The sequence below is a fragment of the Cellulomonas sp. NPDC055163 genome (genome assembly GCF_053607065.1).
The window spans coordinates 266,462-289,509 of record NZ_JBSGSU010000002.1 but is presented as its reverse complement, the minus strand read 5'-3'; the positions used below and the strand labels follow the sequence as shown (position 1 = coordinate 289,509).

Below are 23,048 nucleotides of genomic sequence, written 5' to 3'. Positions count from 1 at the left end.
TGAGGTAGAGATGCTCGCACGACGACGCACCCGACTGCTCGCGATCCCGGTGGCCGTGCTCGGCCTCGTCCTCGGAGCGCTCGCCCCGACCGCCTCCGCCACCGCCCCGGCCGCGTCCGGCGAGGCGGCGCCCGACGGCGCCCGCGCCGGGTCCCTCCCGGCCGGCAGGCCCGCGCACGGGGACGGCCACGACCGACCCGACGCGACCGTCTCGGCCGACGGCCGCGCCGACTTCACGAGCGTCCAGGCCGCGGTCGACGCCGCGCCCGAGGGCGCGACCGAGCCGTGGGTCATCGCGGTCCGCCCCGGCGAGTACCGGGAGCTCGTCAAGGTCCCGGCGACCAAGCCGTTCCTCACGCTCGTCGGCACCGGACGCCGCGCGCAGGACGTCGTCATCGCCTACGACAACGCGAACGGCACACCCAAGCCCGACGGCACCGGCACCTACGGCACGAGCGGCAGCGCGAGCGTGACGGTGGACGGCGCCGACTTCACCGCCCGCAACCTCACCTTCGCCAACCTGTTCGACGAGGCCGCGCACCCCGAGATCACCAACCGCCAGGCCGTCGCCGTGCTGACCCGCGCGGACCGGCTCGTGTTCGACGGCGTCCGGTTCCTCGGCAACCAGGACACGCTCTACGTCAACAGCGCGTCCGCCGCGGTCGTCGCGCGCGCCTACTTCCGCGACTGCTACGTCGAGGGTGACGTCGACTTCGTGTTCGGCCGCGCGACCGCCGTCTTCGAGGGCTGCGAGATCCGCTCGCTCACGCGCGGCTCGACGACCAACAACGGGTACGTCACCGCGCCGAGCACGATGATCGCGAACCCGTACGGCTTCCTGTTCACGCGCTGCCGCTTCACGAGCGACGCGCCCACGGGCACGGTCTTCCTCGGCCGGCCGTGGCACCCGAGCAACGACCCCGACGCGATCGGCCAGGTGCTCGTGCGGGACTCGTGGATCGGCGCGCACGTCGGCGCGACCGCGTGGAGCGACTTCTCGGGCGGCTGGTCGTGGCGCGACGCGCGCTTCGCCGAGCACCACAACCGGGGGCCCGGCGCGCTCGTGACGCCCGACCGTCGGCAGCTCACGCGCGCCGAGGCCGCGGCACTCACCCCGCGGACGTACCTCGCGGGCGACGACGGCTGGGCGCCCTTCCGGCGGAGCTGACGGCACCCAGCGGCACCTGGGCCACGCTCGCGAGAGACGTGTGTCGCTCGACGCGGTCGCCGGGCGCGGCTCGGGCCGGCGCGGGCGGCCCGGTCAGGCGTCGGGGCGGCGGCGCAGCGCCTTGACCTCGCGCCGGCGCCGCTCGTCCGCGGCACGCCGGACCCGGGAGGCCCGGCTCGGCCGGCTCGGGCGCCGCGGCGGGGGCGGCGGAGCGAGCGCACCGTCGAGGAGGGTCGTGACCCGCTCGAGCGCCGCCTCGCGGTTGCGCAGCTGCGAGCGGTACTCGGACGCGGCGACGACGAGACGGTCGCCGTCGAGCCGGGCGGCGAGCCGCTCGCGCACCCGGGCCTCCTGCTCGGGCGAGCGCCAGAGGACCGCGGAGAGGTCGACCAGCAGCTCGGCGCGCGAGTCGGCGGTGTTGACCGACTGGCCGCCCGGACCACCCGACCGGGAGAACCGCCAGGCCAGGGCGTCCGGGGGCAGCACGACGCCGCCGCGCAGCGGGACGGGAGCGAACATGACCCCAGGATCCGGCATCCGCGCCCCCACGTCGCCGGGATAGTCTGCGTCGGCCGTCCCCGCGCGCCCCCACGCGATCCGGGGGCGGGGTGGCGGCGCAGCCCGGCCCGCCTGGAGGAGGTTCCGGTGGCGTTCATCCGGCCGTACGAGGCGTTCGACCGCGCCGACGTGTACGACGTGTGCGTGCGGACCGCGGCCGCGGGTGGCGACGCCCGCGGCGTGTACCGCGACGACGACCTCATGCCCGACGTGTTCGCGGGTCCGTACCTCCTGCTCGAGCCCGATCTGGCCTTCGTGCTCGACGACGGGGACCGGGCCGTCGGTTACGTGCTCGGCACGGCCGACACGGCGCACTGGGTCGAGCAGCACCGCCGCCGCTGGCTGCCGCTCGTCGCGGCCCGGCACCCGCTGCCCGCCGAGCTCGGCAGCGCCGACGCACCGTTCGTCGAGCTCCTGCACCAGCCGGAGCGCAACCTCCACCCCGAGCTGGCGGGCTACCCCGCCCACCTGCACATCGACCTGCTCCCGGAGCACCAGGGCGCCGGTCACGGCCGTCGGCTCGTCCGGGCGTTCCTCGGGGCGCTGCGCGAGCGCGGCGTGCCGGCGCTGCACCTCGGGATGGACCCGGCGAACACGTCGGCACGCGCGTTCTACGAGCGGCTCGGGTTCCACGGCGTCCCGGTCGCCAACTCAGGAGCGGCCTACTTCGGCATCGCGACGGACGCGCCGGTCTGAGCCCGCGGGCCGTCCCCACGGCCGGGTCATCACCGGCGACGGGGCCGGGCGACCCGAGACGCGACGCCGCCGGTCGCGCGGCGGGCCGGGCGACCCGAGACGCGACGCCGCCGGTCGCCCGAGGAGGCCGCACCGCGCCGGGCGGCCGGCTGCCGACGCCGCCCACGGCGAGGGCGGGTGGCCGTCGCGTCGGCCACCCGCCCCCCGCACCCGTCAGTCGCGCTGCCAGGACCGCCACAGCGCCGCGTAGTCGCCTCCGGCCCCGACGAGCTCGTCGTGCGAGCCGATCTCGGTGATGCGGCCCGCGTCGACGACCGCGACCCGGTCCGCGTCGTGCGCAGTGTGCAGGCGGTGCGCGATCGCCACGACCGTGCGCCCCTCGAGCACCGCCGAGAGCGAGCGCTCCAGGTGCCGGGCCGCGCGCGGGTCGAGGAGGCTCGTCGCCTCGTCGAGCACGAGCGTGTGCGGGTCGAGCAGCACGAGCCGCGCGAGCGCGACCTGCTGCGCCTGGGCCGGCGTCAGGACGGTGCCGCCGGACCCGACCGCGGTGCCGAGCCCTTCGGGGAGCGCCGCGACCCAGTCCCACGCGTCGACGGCCCGCAGCGCCCGCTCGAGCTGCTCGTCGGTCGCGGCGTCGTCCGCGAGCCTGAGGTTCTCCGCGACGGTCCCCACGAACACGTGGTGCTCCTGCGTCACGAGCGCCACGTGCCCACGGAGCTCGTCGAGCGGGAGGTCGACGAGCGGCACGTCGCCGACCGTGACGGTGCCGCCGGTGGGCGGGTGGATGCCCGCGAGCATCCGCCCGAGCGTCGACTTCCCGGCGCCCGACGGGCCGACGACCGCGAGCCGCTCCCCGACGCGCAGGTCGAGGTCGACGCCGTGCAGCACGTCGTGCCCCGCGCGGTAGGCGTACCGGACGCCGCGGCCCTCGACGTGCTCGTCCGCCGGCGTCGCGGGCCGGGCCTCGCGGTCCGGTGCGACGGCGGCGACGCCGATGATCCGTGCGAGGGACGTGGCGCCGACCTGGATCTCGTCGAGCCAGAAGATCAGCTCGCCGATGGGGTGCATGACCTGCGTCGCGTACAGGGCGACGGTGGTGACCGCCCCGATCGTCGCGGAGCCCGTCGACACGAGGTACGCGCCCCAGACCAGGACCGCGATCACGGGCAGCAGGAACGCGACGTCGATCCCGGGGAACAGGATGGTGCGCAGCCAGAGCGTGTGCCGCTCCGCCTCGAACGCCTCGCGCAGGTCCGAGTCGACGCGCGCGCGGCGGCGGGCGCCGAGGGAGAGCGCGTCGATGGTGCGGGCGCCCTCGACCGACTCGGTGATGGTCCCGTTGAGCCGCGCGTAGGACGCCGACTCGCGCAGGTACGCCGGGGCGGCGCGCCGCAGGTACCAGCGCGTGACGCCGAGCAGCAGCGGCACGCCGGCGAGCAGCCCGAGCGCGACGAGCGGGTGCGTGAGGAACGCCGCGACGGCGGTCAGCACGATCGTCGCGACGGTGACCAGGACGCGGGGGACCCCGAACCGCACGGTGTACTGCACGCGGTCGATGTCGGTCGTGGTCCGTCCGACGAGGTCGCCGGTGCCGGCCCGCTCGACGGTCGAGAGCGGCAGGCGCGTCACGGTCGAGACGAACTCCTCCCGCAGCTCGGCGAAGACCCCTTCGCCGAGCACCATCGCGGCCCGCTGTGCGTAGCGGATCAGCACGGTCTGTGCGAGCACCGCGACGACGAGGACGGCGACGGTGCGGTCGACGTGCGCGTTCGTCGTGCCCTGGGTGACGGCGTCGACGAGCCCGCCGAGCAGCCAGGGCGCGGCGAGCCCGGCGGCCGCGGCGAGCGAGTGCAGCACGACGACGAGCAGCAGGCCGCCGCGGTGCCGCCGCAGCAGCAGCCCGGTGTGGCGACGCAGCGCCGGTGCGTCAGCGACGGGCAGCTTCACGGTCCTGCTCCTTCGTGTCGTGCAGGGTCTCGTCGAGCTCCTCGGCGAGGTCGTCGGTCAGGTCGCCTGATCCGGGCGTGGCGGGCGACGGCTCGGCGGTCGAGCGCGACACCACCTCGCGGTACGCGCGCGACGCGGAGTCGGTCCCGTCCAGGAGCGTCCGGTGGGCACCGCGGGCCACGACGCGCCCGCCCGACACGAGCGCGACCTCGTCCACGACGTCGAGCACGAGCGGGCTGGCGGTGACCACGACCGTCGTGCGGCCGCGGCGCGCCTCGACGAGCCGGGCCGCGATGCGGGCCTCGGTGTGGGCGTCGACCGCGCTGGTCGGCTCGACGAGCACGAGCACCTCGGCCTCGGTGAGCAGGGCCCGGGCGAGCGCGACGCGCTGACGCTGCCCGCCCGAGAGCGAGCGGCCCTTCTCCTCGACCTGGCCGCCCAGCCCGCCCGGCACGGAGTCGAGCACGTCGGCGGCGTCCGCGACGTGCATCGCGCGCAGCAGCGCGGCCTCGTCGGCCGTGCCTCGCACGTCGAGCTCCTCGGCGAGGACACCCGTGAACAGGTGCGGGGTCGACTCGGCGACGACGACGCGGTCGCGGACCTCGCGCAGGTGGAGCGCGTCGAGCAGCGTGCGGCCCCACCGGACCGAACCGGTCGGCGCGTCGTCGTCGGACCCGGCGAAGCGCCCGAGCCGCGTGGCGACGCGCGCCGACTCGTCCGGGTCGGCGCTCACCAGCGCGAGCACCTCGCCGGGCCGCACGACGAGCCCGCTCGCCTCGTCGACGAGCTCGGCGCCGTCCTCGACGACGGGTGTCGCGCCGGTCCCCACGGCCGCCTCGCGTGCCCCCGTGCCCGCCACCCCGCCGGCCTCGGGGACCGCGAGCACCGCGAGGATCTTGCGCGAGCCGACGACGGCCCGGGTCAGCACGCGCATGGCCTCGGTCGCCGTCCACAGCGGCTGCGTCAGGAACGCCGCCAACCCGTAGAACGCGACGAGCTGGCCCGCCGTGATGTCGCCGGCGATCGCGAGCCGCGCGCCGGTCCACACGACCGCCGCGACGAACAGCCCCGGCAGCAGGGTCTGCAGCGCGTCGAGCAGGGACTGGGTGCGCGCCACGTCGACGCCCGCGGCACGGACCCGCTGCGACTGCGTGCGGTACCGGCTCGCGAAGACCTCCTCGCCGCCGATCCCGCGCAGGATCCGCAGGCCGGAGACGGTGTCGGCGCCGAGCGTCGTGAGGCGCCCGGCGGCCTCGCGCTGCGCGGCCTGACGGCGCTGCAGCGGCTTGACCAGGAACGCGAGCACCCCGACCACGACGGGCAGGCCGAGCAGGACGAGCAGGCCCAGCACGAGCGACGTCCGCAGCAGCACCACGCCCACCGCGACGTACGCGACGAGGCCGCCCACGAAGCGCGCGGCGATCGCGTAGACCTCGCCGAGCCGCAGCGCGTCCGAGGCCACGGTCGAGACGACCTCGCCCGTCGGAAGCTCGGCCGTGACCGCGTCGCCGGTCCGGGTGATGTGGTGCCCCACGAGCTGGGACGTGGCGAACGCCGCGCGCAACCAGTTCTCGACGTCGAGCCGGTGCCCCCACATGTTGCACACGACCTGGACGAGCCCCACCGCGGCGAGCGCCCCGCACCCGACCCACAGCTCGGCCGAGAGCCCCGCGGAGAGCCCGCCGTCGATGATGCGCCCGAGCACGTACGGCATCCCGGCGGCCGCGAGGTTGCCGACGACGCCGACCGCCACCGCCCCGAGCAGGAGCGGCAGCTGGCGCCGGGCCTGCCACACGAGCAGCGCCCGGGGCGAGCCCAGGGGAGGGGTGCCGGGATCCGGCAGCGGGAGGGTGCGCACGGTCACCCACGGTAGGCGTCGCCACCGACGTCCCCGCACCGTATTTCTCCGACCGGACCGGCCGGGCCCGCCCCCGCGGGGCCGGGACCCCGCGCCGTGACCGGCGACACACCTCGGGGCTGCGCCGGATGAGCGACGATGGACCGACCACCGAGAGAGGACCCCGCACCGTGAGCCAGCCCCGCCCGACCGCCGCCCCGACGACGACCTCCGCGCGCGCCTGGGCGGACAAGGCCGACGGGTCGCTGCGCCGCTACCGGGTGATGGCGTGGGTCACGGGCGTGATGCTGCTCGTCCTGACGGTCGAGATGCTGCTCAAGTACGTCGTCGGTGTCGGCGAGGACGTCCTGCGCTGGATCGGCTGGGTGCCGTTCGCCCACGGGTGGATCTACGTCGTCTACCTCGTGACGGTCCTCGGGCTCTGGTCCGCGATGCGCTGGTCGTTCGGGCGCCTCGTGACGATGGTGCTCGCGGGCGTCGTCCCGGTCATGTCGTTCGTGCTGGAGAAGCGCGTGCACGCCGAGGCCGCGGCGCGCATCTCCGCCGCACGCTGACGCACCGGCCGCGCGCCCACGGCGACCCGGCCGGCCCCTCCCCCGGGCAGCAGGGCCTGTCCAGCGCCGGACGGGGCCCTACGTCCCGTACCCGACGGGTTCGCCGTGCGTGGCGGCGGAGCGGCTCGCGGCGAGCGCGGCGAGCGCACCGACGCTCACCCATCCGAGGAGGTCGAACGCCGCCGTCAGTACACCCGGAGGAGTGATGAGCTGGGTGAAAAACGCCTGGCCGTCCCACGCCAGCGGGTTCGCGGCGTAGCCGAGCGCGGTGCCCAGGACGCCCGCGGCGAGCAGCGGACCGCGCCGGTCGTCGAGCACGTGGCGCCGCACGAGCACGTACGGGACCGCCGCGAGGAGCGCGAGAACGGTCACCGCGCGGACGACGAGGCCGGCGCGCAGGTCCGTCGTCGACTCCGCGGCCCACGACGCGAGCAGCCCCGAGGCGAGCCCGCCGGCCGCCGTCGCGAGCGCCACCTGAGCGGTGAGTGCGGTGCGCATGTCATGACCCCCGAGACCGTCGACGAGGCCCCCTCGACCCCGACTCGATCTTCACCCGGCGTGCGGCGCCGGTTCTGGGCCCGCGGGCCCACGAGGGCCCGCGGCGGCGTGGGCCCGGACGTGAACCTGCAGGCCCGGCCCGTCGCCCGAGGGCGGCGGGACGATCGTCGCGTGCCGGTTCAGGGGGTCGCGGGGTCGTCGGGAGCGTCGCCGACGGACACCGTGCTGCCCACGCGCAGACCCCACCGCTCGAAGCTCCCGACGGGCGCCTCGAGCACCGCAGTCACAGCCGGGCGCGGGCGGGTCACGGCCCAGGGCCGCAGGACCTGCACGGCGAGCACGACGCCGCGGGAGTCGAGCAGGGCGACGTCGAGCGGCACCCGCATGCCCGCGCCGTGCACCGAGCTCTCGGGCGAGAGCAGCAGCGCCTCCGGGAGCGTGCGCCGCCCGAGGAGGCCGCGCAGCCGGCCCGCCCAGGTGTCCGCGACCTCCGCGCGGGCCACCGGACGTCCGTCCAACCACAGTCCGGTCACACGATTCATCCCGGCTCGTCCCCCCTATCCTGACCGCGCCCTCGGATTCTCGCGCCACGGCGCACCCGGCCGCTCGCGGCGGGTGGAGACCGTTCGGGGGAAGCGCTGCGCCCTGCCGAGCCGTTCGGCGGGCGCCAGTGAATCATGTCGGGCACGTCGAAGGGGGAGTGGGTCGTCCATGCAGCAGGTCGTCGTCGGAGCCGTGGTCCCACCCACCACGGAGGTCCTCGAGCTCCTCGGCGGGGAGGCCGTCGTGCTCGCCGGCCCGGACGACCTCGACGGGATGTGGGCCGCGGTGGCGGACGGCACGACGCACCTGCTCCTGCTCGGCGAGGACCGCCACGAGACGCTGGTGCGCCGGCACGCCGCGCTCGTCTCGGACCGCGGCGTCGCGGTCTCGTGGCTCACGCTCCCGCACGGCCCGGCCGCGCTCGTCGTGCTCGCGCTCCAGGCGGCGTCCGTGTCCCTCGACGCCGGCCTGCTGCCGGAGTTCGTGCGGCAGCTCGCGGCCCGGACGTGGAGCGGGGCGTGGACCCCCAGCGTCTCCAAGCTCGTGGACCCCGCGCCGAGCGTGGGCCAGCACCTGCGCTCGTGGGCGCCCGGCGGCTCGGGCTTCGTCGTCACGCTGTCGGGCGACCGCGGCGTCGTCCCCGTGGGCGGCAAGGGCGTCGCGACCGGCGAGGGCGGGGGCGGCTCGCTGTACTGCGCCGGGTCCGGGATCCCGGCCGAGGCCCGCGACCACCTGGTCGCGGCGTCGCGGGCCGCGGACCTCGTCGAGATCGACGCGCTGCGCCTGGACCCGGAGGCCCGGTTCGGGCACGCCCGCGCCGTCGAGGTCGTCGCCCTGCCGTCCGACGAGCGCGTGCCCCTGCCGCCAGCGTCGTCGCTCGCCGGCTGCGTCGTGTGCGCGGCCGTCGTGCCCGGAGAGTTCTGCTCGTACTGCCACGTGCGGCCCGCCGGGCTGCCCGCCGACCCCCAAGGAGTCACGCTGTGAACCCCCGCCAGCGCCGCGGCGTTCTGTTCATCCTGATGTCCGTGCTGCTCGCCGTCGTCGTGTTCATCGCGATCGCCGCGTACGTCGGCAACGTCGCGACGCAGGTCGGGTCGGTGGTCCAGGTGTACCGGGTCGCACGCGACCTGCCCGCGTACACGACGCTCGAGGAGTCCTCGCTCGAGGTCGACGAGGTGCCCGCGCGTTGGCTCTCCGACTCGGCCCGGGTCACGCAGGAGGACCTGGTCGGACGCAAGATCGGCGTGAACCTCCAGGAAGGCACGATGGTCACGGACGACATGCTCGTGCCGCCGTCCGACCTGAGCCCGACCGAGCGCGAGATCGCGATCAAGGTCGACCAGATCACGGGTGTCGCGGACCGGGTCCGGCCGGGCGACTACGTCGACATCTACGCGGTGTTCGCTGACGTCCCGGGCCTGCCCAAGCAGGTCCGCGTGCTCGTCCAGAACGTCCGCGTCGTGTCGGTGCGCGGCAGCCAGGTCGAGATCGACGAGGAGAGCGACAGCGGGCAGCAGACGGTGGTGCCGGTGACGCTCGCGCTCGAGCCGAACGACGCGCTCGCGGTCACCTACGCGGCCGCGTTCGCGCAGGAGGTCCGCCTCGTGGGTCTGCCCACCGGCGCCGGCGAGGACCGGACGGGTGAGCAGGGTGACTTCGACGCCGAGGACCTCGGCGGCCAGGCGATCCCCGAGGGGGTGGACAACTGATGGCCGGCACCGTCGTCATCGGCTGCGCCGACCAGTCGCTCGCGTACGAGCTGCGCTCGCAGCTCGCCGAGGCGGCCGACGTCGAGGTCGTCGGGGTCGCGGAGACCACGACCGAGCTCACGTCGCTCGTCGTCACGCACGAGCCGAACGTCATCCTCGTGCACGACCAGCTCGGTCCCGAGCCCGTGCACCAGGCGATCCGCGACCTCGGGCTGCGCCGGCCCGCGACCGTCACGATCGTGGTCTCGAGCGACAACGAGCCCGAGGCGCTCGCGTCCGCGATGGACGCCGGTGCACGCGGTGTGCTCGCGTACCCGCTCTCGTTCGCCGACGTCCAGCAGCGGGTCGTCAGCGCGCTCGACTGGTCGCGCCACCTCACGTCGCTGCTCGCGTCGACCCGCGAGGGCGACGCAGGGCCGCGCGGCCGGGCGAACGTCGTCGCGGTCACGGGCTCCAAGGGTGGCGTCGGGACGAGCACGATCGTCACGCACCTCGCGTGGGACATCCGCCGTGAGGTCCCGTCGTACAAGGTCCTCGTGATCGACCTCGACCTCGAGAAGGGTGACGTCACGAGCCTGATCGAGGCGCGCTACCGGACCTCGATCGCGGACCTCGCGAAGGTCTCCGACGACCTCTCGGTGCGCACGGTGGCCGACGCCGTCTTCGAGCACGAGTCCGGGCTGCACATGCTGCTGCCGCCCGAGGACGTCCGGGACGTCGAGTGGGTCACGCCCGCGGCGATCCGGCAGATCATCGCGCTCGTGCGCCAGCAGTACGACCTCGTCATGGTCGACCTCGGCTCGCACGTGACCCCCGTCCAGGCCGCGGTCGTCGAGATCGCCGACGAGGTCGTGTCGGTCGTCACGCCCGGGCTCATCAGCCTGCGTGCGCTGCGCCGCAACCTCGGGTGGTGGGAGTCGCTCGCCGTCCGCAAGCCCGACGCGGTGCACGTGCTGCTCAACCGGCACTCGCGCGTCGACGAGGTCCAGCCCGAGACGGCCCGGCGCCTGTCGCCCGCGCCGCTGCTCGACACGGTCCTGCCGGACCTCGGCCGCAAGCTCGAGACGTCCGCGAACTCGCGCTCGCCCGAGCTCGTCGACGACCCGACGTGGTGGAAGGCGCTGCGTGCGCTCGGCCGTGAGATCGGGCTGGTGCGCGTCTCCGCGGAGGCGCCCGCCCCCGCCGCCTCGGCCGCGCCCACGGCGGCGCCCGCCGCGGCCACCTCGCTGCAGAAGCCGGGCCGGGCCGCCCTGCCGACCCGCCGGCGTGCGCGCGGCGGGGACGACACCGGCTCGGCCTCCGTCGAGCTGCTGGGCGTCCTGCCGTGGCTCGCACTCGTGTGCGTGCTGCTCTGGCAGCTCGGCGTCGCGGGCGTGACCTACGTGTGGACGGGGCACGCCGCGGCGGCCGCGGCCCGGTCGGTCTCGCTCGGCGAGACGACGGCGCAGGTGCGTGACGCCGCCGAGGACCGCTTCCCGTCGGGCATGCGGGACGGGCTGCGCGTGAACCTCGACCCGAGCGACGCGGGCGGCGTCTCCGTCGTCTCCCGGGTGCCGCTCATGATGCCGGGCGTCTTCAGCTCGCCCTGGGACGTCCGCGTGGACCGGTCGGTGGTGAGGGAGCCGTGAGGCGCGTGACCCGCGAGGACCGCGAACGGGGCAGCTCCGCGGTCGAGATGCTCGGCGTGATGCCCGTCGTCGTCCTGGTGATCCTCGTGGTGCTGCAGGTGTGCGCCGCGGCCTACACGACGCAGGCGACGAACCAGGCGGTCCGCGACGGCGCCCGGGCCCTGAGCCTGCGCGAGTCCGTCCCGGCCGCGGTCGAGCGCTCGCTGCCGGGCGGGCTGTCCCCGGAGTCGCTGACGTACCCCGGCGGTGACGGCGTGCGCCTCGAGGTGCGCGTGCCGCGCGTCGCGATCTTCCCCCCGTTCACCGTGACACGTGAGGCGGTCATGCCATGAGGGCCGGGTTCGGTGAGTGGTCGGGCGAGCGTCGCCCCGAGGCGCCCGCGGCGGCGCCCGTGGTCGAGCAGGCGTCGGCGCCGCTCGCGCGCAGCGACCTCGACGAGGTCCTCGTCTCGACGTTCAAGCGCAAGCTGCTCGACGAGGTCGACCTGCACGAGCTCGGGCGGCTCGACGCGGGCCAGCGGCGCATCCGCCTCGAGCGGGTCGTCGCGCACCTCGTGTCGACCGAGGGAGTCATCCTCACGACGCGCGAGCGCAACGCGCTCATCCGCCGCGTCGTCGACGAGTCGATCGGCCTCGGCGTGCTCGAGCCGCTGCTCGCGGACGAGACCGTGTCCGAGATCATGATCAACGGGCACGACACGATCTACGTCGAGCGGTTCGGGCAGGTCGAGCGGGTCTCGGCCGCGTTCGCGTCCGAGGAGCAGCTCCGGCAGACCATCGACCGCATCGTCTCGACCGTCAACCGCCGCGTCGACGAGTCGAGCCCGATGGTCGACGCGCGCCTCCCACCGGACGAGCGCATGCCGCGCGGTGCGCGCGTGCACGTCGTGCTGCCGCCGCTCGTGCTCAACGGCCCGACCGTGACGATCCGGCTCTTCCCGAAGGCGTACGGCCTCGACGAGCTGCTCAACCGCAACAGCCTCGACCCCGCGACCGCGGAGCTCCTCGCGGCGTGCGTGCGTGCGCGGATGAACATCATCGTCTCCGGCGGCACGTCCTCCGGGAAGACGACGATGCTCAACGCGCTCTCGGCGTTCATCCAGTCGCGCCAGCGCATCATCACGATCGAGGACGCCGCCGAGCTCTCGCTCTCCCAGGACCACGTGGTCCGCATGGAGACGCGCCCGGCGAACGTCGAGGGCCAGGGCCAGGTCACGATCCGCGACCTCGTCCGCAACGCGCTGCGCATGCGTCCCGACCGGATCATCGTCGGCGAGGTCCGCGGCGGCGAGGCGCTCGACATGCTCCAGGCCATGAACACCGGCCACGAGGGCTCGCTCGCGACCGTGCACGCCAACACGACGGTCGACGCGCTCGTCCGCCTCGAGACGCTCGCGTCGATGAGCGACGTCGAGGTCCCGTTCCACGCGCTGCGGGACCAGGTGAACAACGCCGTCGACCTCGTGGTGCAGCTCCTGCGCGGCTCGGACGGGACCCGGCGCGTCGTCGAGGTCGGCTACGTCGCCTCGCGGCACCGCGAGGACTTCCAGGTCCAGCCGCTCATGCGCTGGGACCCCGAGGCGCCCAACCCGCCCGGCCCGCCCGGGCGGTTCGTGCAGTACCCGATCCCGCAGCCGATCCTCGACCGGCTGCGCATCGCGGGCGAGCCGATCGGGATGGCGGCCTCCCCGCCGCACGCCGTGCCGCGGCCCGCGGCCGAGCCCGGTGCGGCGGCGCACGGCGCGGGAGCCGCGTCGTGATCGTCATCGTCATCCTGGTCGGGGTGCTCGGCGCCTGCCTGCTGTTCCTCGCCGGGGTGCGGGAGCTCGCGTCGGTCGCGTCGCGGCGCCGTGCGCTCGTCGCCGGCGTCGCGGACGACACCCCGCTGACCGGCGGCGCCCGCATCGCCCGCTGGGACCGCGCGTTCCGGCAGACCGCCCCCGGGCGGTGGGTCGAGCGTCAGCTGCTCCTCGCGGGCGAGGAGGGCCGTCCGGCCATCGTCGTCGCGGGTGCGGCCGTCGCCGGGGGCGCCCTGATCGGCTGGGTCCTCGCCGTCGGGCTCGCGCCCGTGTTCGGGCTCCTCGGCATCGTCGCGGTGGTCGTGGGCATCCGGGTCTACCTGGCGCGGGCGCGCGAGCGACGCAACGAGCAGTTCATCGCGCAGATGCCCGAGCTCGCGCGCACGCTGTCGAACGCCACGAGCGCAGGCCTCTCGATCGCGGCCGCCATCGCCATCGCGGCCAGCGAGCTCGCTGCGCCCGCGGGACCCGAGCTCGCGCGCGTCGCGTCGCGCATGCGCTTCGGCGACAACCTCGACGCCGCGATGGGCGGTCTCGAGGAGCGTCTGCCGTCGCGCGAGGTGTCGGTGCTCGTCTCGACGCTCCTGGTGAGCGCGCGCAGCGGTGGCTCGCTCGTGTCCTCGCTGCGGGACATCGCCGACACGCTCGACGAGCGCAAGGAGATCCGCCGCGAGGTGCGCACGACGCTCGCGCAGTCGACGTCGACCGGGTACCTCGTCATCGGTATGGGCTTCGGCCTGCTGTTCCTGCTCAACGCGATCCAGCCCGGGACGGTCGAGGCCATGACGTCGCAGTGGATCGGGCGGGCGGCGCTCGTCGTCGGCGGCGGGCTGTTCGTCGGCGGGTTCCTGCTGATCCGGCGGATGACGAGGTTCGACGGATGAACGCGCTCCTCGCCCTCGGGGCGGCGGTCGCCGGTGCGCTCGCCGTCGTGCTCCTCCTCGTCGGGTACCGGCAGATGCGCACCGACGCGCTCGACAACCTCGACGTCGAGGACCTCGCGCTGCTGCGCGGGCAGCAGCGCCGGCGCGCGGAGGGCGAGACGCCGATCCAGAAGCTCGCGCGCCGCCAGGTGCCGCAGCTGCGCCGCCTGCTCGGCCAGCGCCGGCTCGCCGCCCTCCAGCGCCGCATCGACGAGGCGGGCCGTCCCGACGGTCTGACGGTCGACCTGTACCTCGAGCGCACGGCGTGGTGGGCGGTGCTCATCGCCCCGGTGATCCTGCTCCTGCTCGTGCAGGGCAACGTGCTGGTGGCCCTGCTGAGCCTCACCGTGCCCGTCGTGCTGCCGCTCAGCCGGGTCGCCGCGGCGCAGCGCAAACGGCGCGAGCGCATCGACCGGGACCTGCCGGACTTCCTGGACGTGCTCGCGGTCACGGTCATGGCGGGCGTGAACTTCCGTGCGGCGCTCGCGCGGGTCTCGGAGCGCTTCAAGGGCCCGCTGGCCGACGAGATCACGCTCACGCTGCAGCAGATCGCCAACGGTGCGTCGGTGCGGCAGGCGTTCAGCGACCTGCGGCGCCGGAGCAGCTCCGAGCCTGTCGGGCAGTTCGTCTCGACGCTGCTCCAGTCGCAGGAGCTCGGCGCGCCGCTCGCGGAGTCGCTCAAGCAGATCGCCGAGGACATGCGCCGCGACAGCGGGCAGCGTCAGCGGCAGGCCGCAGCCCGCACGGCCCCGCGCGTGACGCTCGTGACGTCGATGGTGCTCGTCCCCGGTGCGCTCATCTTCATCGTCATCGGGCTCTACGTCGGGGCGGACGTCGACCTGGGTGCGCTGTTCGGGTCGCTGGGATGAGCGCCCCGCAGCGCGACTTCGCGCACCAGGTCGTCTCGGTGGGGCTCGTGGTCCGGCTGATCTCGATCATGGTCGCGCTGGTCGGCATGGTCGGGGACACCATGACGGGCCCCGTGCTCGCGTGCGTGCTCGTCCTGAGCGTCACGAGCTTCGGGTTCCTGGTGTACCCGAAGGTCTCGGACTTCGTCGCCCGGCACCCGCTCGCTGTCGTCCTCGACGTCCTGGTGAGCCTCGCGGTGATCGCGTTCCTGGGCGTGGAGAGCCCGCTCGTGCTCGCGACCTTCTCGACCGCGCTCATCATCGGCGTGATCTTCGACCGCCGGATCGCGCTGCTCGGTGCGGTCGTGCTCGTCGCGGGCTACCTGCTCGTGGCGGGGGCGTCGACCAACGACCTCGGCTTCATGGTCGGCCTCGGTGTCCCCGCGCTGTACCTCGGCTTCGTCGCCGTCGGCTCCGCGGTGCGCGGGGCGCACGAGCAGTCGGTCGCGGCCGGTCGTGACGCGGCGGTCGCCCGCGAGGCGGTCGCGGCGGCCGACGAGCGGGCCCGGCTGGCCCGCGAGATGCACGACTCGCTCGGCAAGACGCTGCACGGGATCTCCCTCGCCGCGCAGGCGCTGCCCATGTGGGTCGAGCGCGACCCCGCGGCGGCCGTCCGGCACGCGCACGGCCTCGCCCGCGGCGCCGACCAGGCCGCCGACGAGGCGCGCCGGCTGCTCGTGCGGCTGCGCGCCGACGAGCCCGACCGCCCGCTCGTCGAGGTGCTCGCGGAGCTGTGCGCCCGCTGGGAGGAGCAGCACCGCATCCCGTGCCGCTTCACGTACGAGCACGCCGTCGACCTGCCGACGGACACGCGCTACGAGCTGCTGGCCGTCCTGGGCGAGGCGCTCGAGAACGTCGCCCGCCACTCCGGTGCGTCGCAGGTCGACGTGTCGATGGTCGGGGACCCCGACGGCTCGGTCCGGATCACCGTCGAGGACGACGGCCAGGGGTTCACGCCCCGCGAGGACGGGACGAGCCCGCGCGGGCACTTCGGCCTGACCGGCATGCACGAGCGTGCCCGGGAGGCGGGCGCGACCGTCGCGATCGAGTCGGCACCGCGCGCCGGGACACGCGTCGTCGTCACCCACCCTGCGAAGGAGCTCCGTGATGCCAGGACCTGAGGGCGGCCCCCTGACCGACGCCGAGCCCGCCGGTGCCGTGGTGCCCGCCGACCACGGCGCCCTGACCCGCGTGAGCGTCGTCATCGTCGACGACAACTCCGTGATCCGGATGGGCCTGCGCAGCCTCATCGAGGCGTCCGACCGGCTGCGCGTCGTCGGCGAGGCGGGAGACGGCGAGGAGGCCGTCCGCGTCGTGCGCGCGACCCTGCCGGACGTCGTGCTGCTCGACGTGCGCATGCCGCGGCGCGACGGCGTGCAGGTGGCCGCCGAGGTGAAGCAGTGGACCAAGGTGCTCATGCTCACCTACTCCGAGGCGCCCGAGGTCGTGCGCGCGGCGGTCGACGCCGGCGCCAACGGCTACCTCGTGCACGGCACGTTCGCGGCGCACGAGCTCGAGCGGTCGATCCTCGCGGTCGCGGAGGGCTCGTTCCTGCTCTCCGAGACCGCCGCCGCGGCGATGCGTGCGTCCTGGGCGACGCCCCCGGAGCCCGTGGCCCCGCAGCGGCCCGACGCGGGCCTCTCGGACCGTCAGCGCGAGGTCATGGAGCTCGTCGCGCTCGGCCGGAGCAACTCCGAGATCGCGAGCGCGTGCTTCCTGTCGGAGAAGACCGTCAAGAACCACATCAACCACATCTTCGCCAAGCTGGGCGTCCGGACCCGGGCCGAGGCCGTCTCGGTGTGGCTGGGCGGGGCCCAGGACCCGGGCCGCAGCCACCCGTAGATGGGCCCGGAGATGGGCCCACGGGCCCGTCGAACGGTGACGAGCCGACCGTAACGTTCTCGTTGTCAGGACGAGGCCCACCGGCTCCGACCAGGCCCCAGGACAGTTCAGCACCACCCACCAGGCGTCGACCGGAACCGGTCGGCCGGCAGATCGGAGAGCACCATGACCCGCATGCTCGTCAGCACCAAGATCCGTCTCCAGAAGGCGCTCGAGGCCCGCGAGGCCGGTCAGGGCACGCTCGAGTACCTCGGCATCGTCATCGTCGCCGCGATCCTCGTCGTCGCGCTGGTCGGGGCGTTCAACACGTTCGACCTCGGCACGAAGATCTCGACGCAGCTCACGAAGATCGGGAACGCGGGCGCCTGATCCCGTTCCAGCAGGACACGACGGCGGTGCGGTGGCGGAGGGGCCACCGCGCCGCCGTCGAGGCGTGCCCGGGGTCCGCCAGGACCGGCCCAGCAGAGAGGTGACCCGCATGCGGAGATCGTGGACGTCGGTGCTCCGACGCCGGCGTGGGGACGACGGGCTCGTGACGAGCGCCGTCGTCGTCGTCGTCGCGGTCGCGGTCGTCGCGCTGCTGTTCCTCGCCGTCCTCCCGCTGCTGCGCGGCACGGACCAGGCGGGGCGCACCCAGACGTCGGCGGACGCGGCGGCGCTCGCGGGCGCCGAGGCGGTCCGGGAGCACGCGCTCGCGAACCTCGGCTCCGTCATCGTCCTGACCGGCGGGGTGTCGTTCGCGGACCTGCTCGGCCCGTCGCGCGGTCTCGGCGAGGCGACGGTGTACGCGTCGCGCAACGACGCGTCGGTGGCGCAGTACCGCTACGACGCGCTCGCCGACGAGGTGTACGTGAAGACGGCCTCGAACGACGCACCGCCGCGCTCGGGCAACAACGCCCCGGGCGTCACGCGCACCGAGTCGGAGGCGACCGCGGAGCTCGGCGTGCCGCTCGCGCGCTGCGCGTTCGACGTCACGCGTGTCATCACCGGCTACGAGCCGGTCCCGACGCCGACCCCCGAGCCGACGCCGACCGACCCGGCGGCCCCGACCCCGACGCCCACGCCGACCCCGACACCGGTGCCGATCTACGGCAACGAGTTCCGGTTCCGCTGCCCGGGCTACGACTCCGGCGCCTCCGAGAGCCTCGCGGACGTGCTGGACGACGCGCGCGACTGGCTCGACGACGCCCTCGAGCCGAGCCTGGTGCGATGATGCAGCCTGGCCCCGCCCGCCCCACCGGAAGGTCCGAACGATGACGCCCAGACCCGCGCACCCGCGCCGCAGGCCGGTGGTCGTGGCACTGACCGCCGCCGCCGCGGTGCTCGTCGCCTCCGGAGCGGCCGTCGCGTCGACCGACCGCGACACGCTCCCGTACGGCACGGCCACCATCGAGGGGCAGGAGACGCCCGTCCTCGGCTCGTTCGTCTACCACCAGTTCCACCTGGACACGAACCCGGAGATCCGCGGGCTCGTGCACGGGGTGCGCCGGGTCGACGGCGGCACGGCGGTGTACTACTCGATCGGGACGCCCGAGGGCGGCGACGCTCCGGCGTTCACGGGAGCGATGGCGTTCCCGAACTCGAGTGCGCCGTACTCGCTCTCGCACGGCACGGACCTCACGCTCGTGGACTCCGCGGGGCTCACCGCCTACCGCCCGCTCTACTCGGGCTCGACCACGTTCACCTCGCAGGTCGCGGACCTCGACGGCGAGGCGGGGACGCTGCGGGTCGGCTGGGCCGTGTTCCCCGAGCTCACCGAGGACGCCGAGACCGTCCAGGTCATCATGCCGTGGGGTACCGCGGTCGGAGACGTGCCGGTCGAGGACGGTGCGCTCGAGCCCGTCGCGAGCGAGCCCGGGCCGCTGCTCGGCGAGGGCTGGCCCGAGGTGCCGTCCGGCGCCGACCTCGCGGGCGCCGACCCGGCCGCGGTGACGTACTCGCTCACGCGGCGCACCGGGGACGAGGAGGGCACCGCGCAGGTCGAGGAGTCCGTCGAGCAGGTCGCGGTCACGCTCGACGCGAACGTGCTGTTCGCGAGCGGCTCCGCAGAGCTGTCCGGCGAGGCGCAGCAGGTCCTCGGCACCATCGCGTCCGACATCGCCGCGCGCGGCACCGGCGAGGTCGTCGTCACGGGGCACACCGACTCCGACGGCTCGGACCCGTTCAACCAGACGCTCTCCGAGCAGCGCGCAGCCGCGGTGCTCGCGGTCCTCCAGCCCGCGTCGGGCTCCGCGGTGACGTTCGCGGCCGTCGGCAAGGGCGAGACCGAGCCCGTCGCCGGGAACGACACCGACGAGGGCAAGCAGGCGAACCGCCGGGTCACCGTCGTCTACAGCGTGCAGGGGGACAAGTGAAGCGCTCGAGGATCGCCGCCGCCGTCGGGGCTGTCGCTGTCGTCGCGGTCGGGCTCGTGGTCTTCTCCTCGTGCTCGGCCGACGAGGACCCGGGCCCCGCGCCGACCACCGGGGAGAGCACCGCGCCCGCCGGCGACGACGAGGGCTGGACGCGCGCCGAGCTCGAGGCGCTCGTCTTCGAGGGCGACATCGGCACGTCGACCGTGCTGGGGTCGGCCACGGGCGAGGTCCGCAGCCGCCCGACACCGTTCCCCGCGGAGGTCGAGGTGACCGAGGTGACGGCGGGCCCCGCCAGCACCCTCGTGCGGTTCACGCTCAAGAACGTCGACGACTCGACCCCGCTCCTCGGTCTCGAGGCGTTCAACGCCCGGACGCCGCTCACGCGGGACATCCGGGACATCGCCATCGTCGACGGCACGCTCGGCCAGCGGCTCCAGCCGTTCATCGGCGTCCAGGCCGACAAGCCCGACACGTCGATCTGCACGTGCGCGGCCGCGCCGGGGCAGATGTCGACCGAGGGTCAGCTCCTCTCGGGGACGTTCCCGCCGCTGGACCCGGGGACCACGACGGTGACCGTCGAGATCCCGGGCTTCCCGGCCGTCGAGGACGTGCCGGTCACCCGGCGCTGAGCCGCACCACCCGCCGCACCGTGCGCCGCACCCCCGCCGGGGTGCGGCGCACGTGCGTGTCCAGGTGGGCGTGCACTGCGCCCCCGGGTACCGGGCGCGACTGGTGGCGCGCGCCTCGCCGGGGTCTCGGGGGTCAGCGCGCGGCCGGCCGCCACGACGCGACGCGGCGGAGCGCCGCCCGAGCGAGGTGCCCGGCGCGCGCGTACGTCGCGTCGCGGACGAGCACCGCGTCGAGCGACAGCATCGCGAGCGAGAAGAACGGCAGCCCGAGCAGCACCGCGATGCCGACGTGCATCGAGACGGCGGCCGCCAGGACGAGCGCCCGGGTCGGGCGCCAGAGCAGCAGCACCGGGAACAGCACCTGGAGCGCGACGCTCCCGACGGACGCGGCGACGACGACGCCGGGCAGCGAGACGACGAGCTCGTTGAGCGCGGGCCACGGGGCGTACCGGTGGTCGCCCAGCGCGTACGCGACGGCGGTGCCGCCGAGCCAGGTCGACCCGACGAGCTTGGTGAGCCCCGCGACGAGGTAGATCAGGCACGCCTGGAAGACGAGCAGCGCGACGGCGAGGTTGTGGACGAGCGTGCCGACCCAGCCGTCGGGCACGCCCTCCGTCCCGGCAGCGTCGTGCCCGCGCACCTCCCGCCGCCGTGCCCGGCGCGCGTCGAGCGACCAGCGCGCCCCGCTGCGGGCGAGGCACAGGTACACGAGCGTGATGCGGGCGACGTCGTCGCCGGCGTCGGCGGCGAGCGGGTCGAGCCGCAGCACCGCCGAGCCGAGCACGAGCAGCGCGACGCCCGACCAGCGGGTCCGCCAGCCGAGCAGGAAGGCCGCCGCGGCGAGCAGCGCCGCGGCGTAGAGGACGTCGAAGCCCGCGCGGGGGAGGTCGGGGCCGAGCACCGTGACGGGCCACCCCCACGCGTCGTCGTCGGGCCACGTGCGGGCCCAGCGCGCCCCGGTGCCCCACACGTAGTGGCGCACGGGAAGGTTCACGAGGAGGGAGCCCAGCGCGGCGGTGCCCACGAGGACCCGGGCCACGGCGACCCCGGTGAGGGCGTGCGGGGGGCCGAGCAGCCAGGCGACGACGTCGAGCCGTCGGCGGTCGGGCTCCCGCACCGTGACCGCCTCGACGCGGACCGGGGCAGTCACGGGACCCACCGCCGCAGCGCGTCGGCGAACGCGTCGGAGGACTGCCCGGGCTGCACCGTCGCCGGGCGCCAGCCGTGGTCGACGACGACGCGGGGGAGCCCGGCGTCGTCGGGCGCCGTGCGGGCCGGCACCCCGATCGGCACGGAGCGGACCTGGGTCTGCACGGCGCACGGCGGCCCGGTCGCCGACGTCGCGGCGAGGTGCTGCGTCGCGTACCCGGCGGCGACCTCGTCGAGACGCAGCGCGTCGGCCGCGGTCGGGGCGAGCTCGAGCCCGGTGCGCGAGCCGAGCGCGAGCGGTGTGCCGAGCTCGGCGGGCTCGACCCCGAGGTCCTCGGCGAGCTCCTGCCTCGCGTCCGCGTCGGGGCGGTCGCTCGCGAGCACCGTGCGCACGTCCTGGGGCAGGGCACGGTGCGCGCGGTCGAGCTCGGTGGCCAGGTTCGTCGTGAGCCGTCCGGCGCGCACGGGCGCCGGCGAGCCCTCGACCAGCGACCACTCCTCGCGCGTGGGGGACCGCCACGGTGTCGTGGCCCCGTCGCACGTGCGGCCGCGCACCCACAGCTCGGACTCGGTGGTGAAGGGATCGGGCGCGAAGAGGTTCCAGGACTGCGCGAAGAGCGGCAGGACCCACGCGCGCACCGGCGCGGGCGCCGGGACGCCCAGCGCGGACCCGCCGACCCAGAGGACCGTGACGACGGCGTGCGCGACGGCGACGGCGAGCGCGGCGCGGGCCACCCGCCGCTGCCGGGCGGTCGGCGCGACGCCCGCCGCGGCGGCGGCGCGGGAGCTCGTCTGGTGCACGGGGCCGCCTTCGTCTCGATCCGGGCCGGTGGCGACCGATCGTAGGGGAGGACCGCGGGACGCCCGATGCCGACCCGTCGGTAGGATGCGGGCCGACGTCCGCCCCCGCGGAGCGCCGCCGGTCCCGGTGGCGCGACGTCGACGAGCAGCACGGAGGAAGGCAGGACGGACGACGGTGCGCTGGCTGTCAGGACGCGGTGACGCGCGCACCTCCGGCGTCCCGCTCGTCGGGCTCGCGCTCGTCGCCCTGGTCTCCCTGCCGGTGTCCGCCGCGGTCGTCGGGGTCGCGACCGACCCCGCGGGCGCGGAGCTGGGCCTGTGCCGGTTCGTCGCCGCCGTGAGCCTGCGCGCGGGCGCGTGCGAGCCGCCCGAGCTCCTCGGCGCCGACGACGACGCCGCGCGCGTGTACGGGCCCCCGGTGTGCCGCGTCTACGCCGAGGCGGACGAGCGCGGGCGCTCCGTCCGGACGTCGCGCGTCGCGACGCGCACCGGTGACGTGCTCGTGCAGGAGAGCTCGGGCGGCGCCGTCCGGGTCGTCGCCGTGGCACCCGCGGACGAGGGCACGGCGCTGCTCGCGGTCGGCGAGCCGCGGGACGGCAGCCGCCCGCCCGCGGTCGGGACCCGGGAGGTCGGCGACTCGTGGGAGGTCCCGGACGCGGACGCCTGGGAGGAGCTCCGCACGGCCACCGACGTGCGGGACGCCCAGCTCGACCGGCTCACGTCCGGCGTCCCCGTGGCGGAGGCGTGGTGGCTCGCGGAGAGCGGGCAGCGCACCCCGCCGCCGCCGGCGCCGAGCAGCACCCTGGTCCGCGGGGTCATCGACCTCGACGAGGCGACCGCGCTGGGCGTGGGCCCGCGGCCGTCGGTGCGGCGCGGCCAGGACGACGACCCGCTCGCGCTCGCGGCGGGTGCCCGGGGTGCCGTGACGATCCTCACGGGCGCCGACGGCACGCAGACCTGGACCTACCACCTCGAGGGCGTCCGCGGTGCGGACGTCGACGAGGGGGCGCTCGGCGTGACCCGCGACGCGGTCGGCGACGTGCGCGAGCTCGTCCTGCGGAGCGTCGCGCCGGGCGAGCGGCGTGACAGCGAGGTCACGACCACGACGCTCGGGGTGGACGACGACGACCGTGCGGCCGTCGACGCGTGGCTCGGCGAGCGCGCACCGGCCGGCCGCAGCGACGGCGTGCGGGTCGAGGGCTCCGCGCTCGTCCCGGGACTGCCCTCGCCGCGCACGTTCGGCGACCTGCTCTACCGGGGCTCCACGACGAGCGTCATCACCTACCGCGGGGTCCGGGACGACACCGCGTTCCGGTCCGCCGTCCGCGACGGCTGGGCCCTCGGCCTGGCGGTGCGCGCCCGCGACGTCGGGGCCCGCACCGCGGACGCGACGTACCTGGGGTCGCCGAGCCGGACCGGCGAGCGCCTCATGATCCCGGAGGCCCGCTGCACCGGCGGGGCGTCGTTCTGATGTGCGCGAGGTCC

24 protein-coding genes are annotated in these 23,048 nt (G+C 75.4%); 17 read left to right on the top strand and 7 right to left on the bottom strand.

Translation table 11 applies throughout. The features are described from left to right. Window positions 1-10: 10 nt before the first annotated feature. The gene (locus ACWFNE_RS05000; RefSeq protein ID WP_452121364.1) at window positions 11-1,168 is read left to right on the top strand and encodes a pectinesterase family protein; all 1,158 of its coding nucleotides are present in this window, start codon (window positions 11-13) and stop codon (window positions 1,166-1,168) included. Between the two features lie 93 nt (window positions 1,169-1,261). Here the strand turns inward: ACWFNE_RS05000 and arfB are convergent, their stop codons facing one another. Then, window positions 1,262-1,687: an alternative ribosome rescue aminoacyl-tRNA hydrolase ArfB gene (gene arfB, locus ACWFNE_RS04995; RefSeq protein WP_452121363.1), complete on the bottom strand. Its 426-nt coding sequence runs from the start codon at window positions 1,685-1,687 to the stop codon at window positions 1,262-1,264. 126 nt (window positions 1,688-1,813) lie between these two features. Between arfB and ACWFNE_RS04990 the strand changes: the two genes are divergently transcribed. Continuing rightward, a complete protein-coding gene (locus tag ACWFNE_RS04990) occupies window positions 1,814-2,422 on the top strand; it encodes a GNAT family N-acetyltransferase (protein WP_452121362.1) in 609 nt (202 codons plus the stop codon). A gap of 213 nt (window positions 2,423-2,635) precedes the next feature. Here ACWFNE_RS04990 and ACWFNE_RS04985 read toward each other — a convergent pair whose 3' ends face one another. Both ACWFNE_RS04985 and ACWFNE_RS04980 read right to left on the bottom strand, forming a co-directional pair. Beyond that, window positions 2,636-4,369, bottom strand: a complete 1,734-nt coding sequence (locus tag ACWFNE_RS04985; protein ID WP_452121361.1) for an ABC transporter ATP-binding protein — start codon at window positions 4,367-4,369, stop codon at window positions 2,636-2,638. Beyond that, window positions 4,350-6,227 carry an ABC transporter transmembrane domain-containing protein gene (locus ACWFNE_RS04980; protein WP_452121360.1) on the bottom strand — a complete coding sequence of 626 codons (1,878 nt, stop codon included), beginning with the start codon at window positions 6,225-6,227 and terminating at the stop codon, window positions 4,350-4,352. Before ACWFNE_RS04980 ends, ACWFNE_RS04985 begins: the two co-directional genes overlap by 20 nt. 170 nt (window positions 6,228-6,397) lie before the next feature. Between ACWFNE_RS04980 and ACWFNE_RS04975 the strand changes: the two genes are divergently transcribed. Beyond that, complete coding sequence (locus ACWFNE_RS04975) at window positions 6,398-6,781, top strand: DUF3817 domain-containing protein (RefSeq protein ID WP_452121359.1); 384 nt, start codon at window positions 6,398-6,400, stop codon at window positions 6,779-6,781. Between the two features lie 78 nt (window positions 6,782-6,859). Here ACWFNE_RS04975 and ACWFNE_RS04970 read toward each other — a convergent pair whose 3' ends face one another. Next, a complete protein-coding gene (locus tag ACWFNE_RS04970; RefSeq protein WP_452121358.1) occupies window positions 6,860-7,279 on the bottom strand; it encodes a hypothetical protein in 420 nt (139 codons plus the stop codon). Window positions 7,280-7,458: 179 nt separating this feature from the next. Next, entirely contained in the window at window positions 7,459-7,782 is a 324-nt protein-coding gene (locus tag ACWFNE_RS04965; RefSeq protein WP_452121357.1) for a DUF192 domain-containing protein, read from the bottom strand. Window positions 7,783-7,990: 208 nt separating this feature from the next. Between ACWFNE_RS04965 and ACWFNE_RS04960 the strand changes: the two genes are divergently transcribed. The 13 genes from ACWFNE_RS04960 to ACWFNE_RS04900 all read left to right on the top strand — a co-directional run bounded on the left by ACWFNE_RS04960 (window position 7,991) and on the right by ACWFNE_RS04900 (window position 19,613). Next, on the top strand, window positions 7,991-8,806 hold the full coding sequence (locus ACWFNE_RS04960) for a hypothetical protein (RefSeq protein ID WP_452121356.1): 816 nt from the start codon (window positions 7,991-7,993) through the stop codon (window positions 8,804-8,806). Then, entirely contained in the window at window positions 8,803-9,531 is a 729-nt protein-coding gene (gene cpaB, locus ACWFNE_RS04955; RefSeq protein WP_452121355.1) for a Flp pilus assembly protein CpaB, read from the top strand. The genes ACWFNE_RS04960 and cpaB overlap by 4 nt, the downstream gene beginning before the upstream one ends. Next, on the top strand, window positions 9,531-11,159 hold the full coding sequence (locus tag ACWFNE_RS04950) for an AAA family ATPase (protein ID WP_452121354.1): 1,629 nt from the start codon (window positions 9,531-9,533) through the stop codon (window positions 11,157-11,159). The genes cpaB and ACWFNE_RS04950 overlap by 1 nt, the downstream gene beginning before the upstream one ends. A 5-nt stretch (window positions 11,160-11,164) precedes the next feature. Next, window positions 11,165-11,491, top strand: a complete 327-nt coding sequence (locus tag ACWFNE_RS04945; protein ID WP_452121353.1) for a TadE/TadG family type IV pilus assembly protein — start codon at window positions 11,165-11,167, stop codon at window positions 11,489-11,491. After that, window positions 11,488-12,918 (top strand): CpaF family protein, encoded by a 1,431-nt coding sequence (locus tag ACWFNE_RS04940; RefSeq protein ID WP_452121352.1) that lies wholly within the window; start codon window positions 11,488-11,490, stop codon window positions 12,916-12,918. The genes ACWFNE_RS04945 and ACWFNE_RS04940 overlap by 4 nt, the downstream gene beginning before the upstream one ends. After that, complete coding sequence (locus tag ACWFNE_RS04935) at window positions 12,915-13,841, top strand: type II secretion system F family protein (protein ID WP_452121351.1); 927 nt, start codon at window positions 12,915-12,917, stop codon at window positions 13,839-13,841. The genes ACWFNE_RS04940 and ACWFNE_RS04935 overlap by 4 nt, the downstream gene beginning before the upstream one ends. Next, entirely contained in the window at window positions 13,838-14,749 is a 912-nt protein-coding gene (locus ACWFNE_RS04930) for a type II secretion system F family protein (RefSeq protein WP_452121350.1), read from the top strand. Before ACWFNE_RS04935 ends, ACWFNE_RS04930 begins: the two co-directional genes overlap by 4 nt. Next, window positions 14,746-15,909, top strand: a complete 1,164-nt coding sequence (locus ACWFNE_RS04925) for a sensor histidine kinase (RefSeq protein ID WP_452121349.1) — start codon at window positions 14,746-14,748, stop codon at window positions 15,907-15,909. The genes ACWFNE_RS04930 and ACWFNE_RS04925 overlap by 4 nt, the downstream gene beginning before the upstream one ends. Then, window positions 15,896-16,630, top strand: a complete 735-nt coding sequence (locus ACWFNE_RS04920) for a response regulator transcription factor (RefSeq protein ID WP_452121348.1) — start codon at window positions 15,896-15,898, stop codon at window positions 16,628-16,630. The genes ACWFNE_RS04925 and ACWFNE_RS04920 overlap by 14 nt, the downstream gene beginning before the upstream one ends. A gap of 174 nt (window positions 16,631-16,804) precedes the next feature. Next, entirely contained in the window at window positions 16,805-16,999 is a 195-nt protein-coding gene (locus tag ACWFNE_RS04915) for a hypothetical protein (RefSeq protein WP_452121347.1), read from the top strand. A 109-nt stretch (window positions 17,000-17,108) separates the two neighbouring features. Then, window positions 17,109-17,843, top strand: a complete 735-nt coding sequence (locus ACWFNE_RS04910) for a hypothetical protein (protein WP_452121346.1) — start codon at window positions 17,109-17,111, stop codon at window positions 17,841-17,843. 40 nt (window positions 17,844-17,883) lie between these two features. Further along, window positions 17,884-18,984, top strand: a complete 1,101-nt coding sequence (locus ACWFNE_RS04905) for an OmpA family protein (RefSeq protein ID WP_452121345.1) — start codon at window positions 17,884-17,886, stop codon at window positions 18,982-18,984. Further along, window positions 18,981-19,613, top strand: coding sequence for a hypothetical protein (locus tag ACWFNE_RS04900; RefSeq protein WP_452121344.1), 633 nt, complete (start codon window positions 18,981-18,983; stop codon window positions 19,611-19,613). Before ACWFNE_RS04905 ends, ACWFNE_RS04900 begins: the two co-directional genes overlap by 4 nt. 133 nt (window positions 19,614-19,746) lie before the next feature. Here the strand turns inward: ACWFNE_RS04900 and ACWFNE_RS04895 are convergent, their stop codons facing one another. Then, window positions 19,747-20,763, bottom strand: coding sequence for an HTTM domain-containing protein (locus tag ACWFNE_RS04895; protein WP_452121343.1), 1,017 nt, complete (start codon window positions 20,761-20,763; stop codon window positions 19,747-19,749). After that, entirely contained in the window at window positions 20,760-21,563 is an 804-nt protein-coding gene (locus tag ACWFNE_RS04890) for a DUF5819 family protein (RefSeq protein WP_452121342.1), read from the bottom strand. Before ACWFNE_RS04890 ends, ACWFNE_RS04895 begins: the two co-directional genes overlap by 4 nt. Window positions 21,564-21,738: 175 nt before the next feature. Between ACWFNE_RS04890 and ACWFNE_RS04885 the strand changes: the two genes are divergently transcribed. After that, window positions 21,739-23,034: a hypothetical protein gene (locus ACWFNE_RS04885; RefSeq protein ID WP_452121341.1), complete on the top strand. Its 1,296-nt coding sequence runs from the start codon at window positions 21,739-21,741 to the stop codon at window positions 23,032-23,034. Window positions 23,035-23,048 lie beyond the last annotated feature (14 nt).

Excerpts from the sequence above, each read along its gene's own strand:
- ACWFNE_RS05000 (WP_452121364.1), top strand. The coding sequence starts at position 11 with ATGCTCGCACGACGACGCACCCGACTGCTCGCGATCCCGGTGGCCGTG.
- arfB (WP_452121363.1), bottom strand. The coding sequence starts at position 1,687 with ATGTTCGCTCCCGTCCCGCTGCGCGGCGGCGTCGTGCTGCCCCCGGAC.
- ACWFNE_RS04970 (WP_452121358.1), bottom strand. The coding sequence starts at position 7,279 with ATGCGCACCGCACTCACCGCTCAGGTGGCGCTCGCGACGGCGGCCGGC.
- ACWFNE_RS04960 (WP_452121356.1), top strand. The coding sequence starts at position 7,991 with ATGCAGCAGGTCGTCGTCGGAGCCGTGGTCCCACCCACCACGGAGGTC.
- ACWFNE_RS04950 (WP_452121354.1), top strand. The coding sequence starts at position 9,531 with ATGGCCGGCACCGTCGTCATCGGCTGCGCCGACCAGTCGCTCGCGTAC.
- ACWFNE_RS04940 (WP_452121352.1), top strand. The coding sequence starts at position 11,488 with ATGAGGGCCGGGTTCGGTGAGTGGTCGGGCGAGCGTCGCCCCGAGGCG.
- ACWFNE_RS04930 (WP_452121350.1), top strand. The coding sequence starts at position 13,838 with ATGAACGCGCTCCTCGCCCTCGGGGCGGCGGTCGCCGGTGCGCTCGCC.
- ACWFNE_RS04925 (WP_452121349.1), top strand. The coding sequence starts at position 14,746 with ATGAGCGCCCCGCAGCGCGACTTCGCGCACCAGGTCGTCTCGGTGGGG.
- ACWFNE_RS04920 (WP_452121348.1), top strand. The coding sequence starts at position 15,896 with ATGCCAGGACCTGAGGGCGGCCCCCTGACCGACGCCGAGCCCGCCGGT.
- ACWFNE_RS04915 (WP_452121347.1), top strand. The coding sequence starts at position 16,805 with ATGCTCGTCAGCACCAAGATCCGTCTCCAGAAGGCGCTCGAGGCCCGC.
- ACWFNE_RS04910 (WP_452121346.1), top strand. The coding sequence starts at position 17,109 with ATGCGGAGATCGTGGACGTCGGTGCTCCGACGCCGGCGTGGGGACGAC.
- ACWFNE_RS04905 (WP_452121345.1), top strand. The coding sequence starts at position 17,884 with ATGACGCCCAGACCCGCGCACCCGCGCCGCAGGCCGGTGGTCGTGGCA.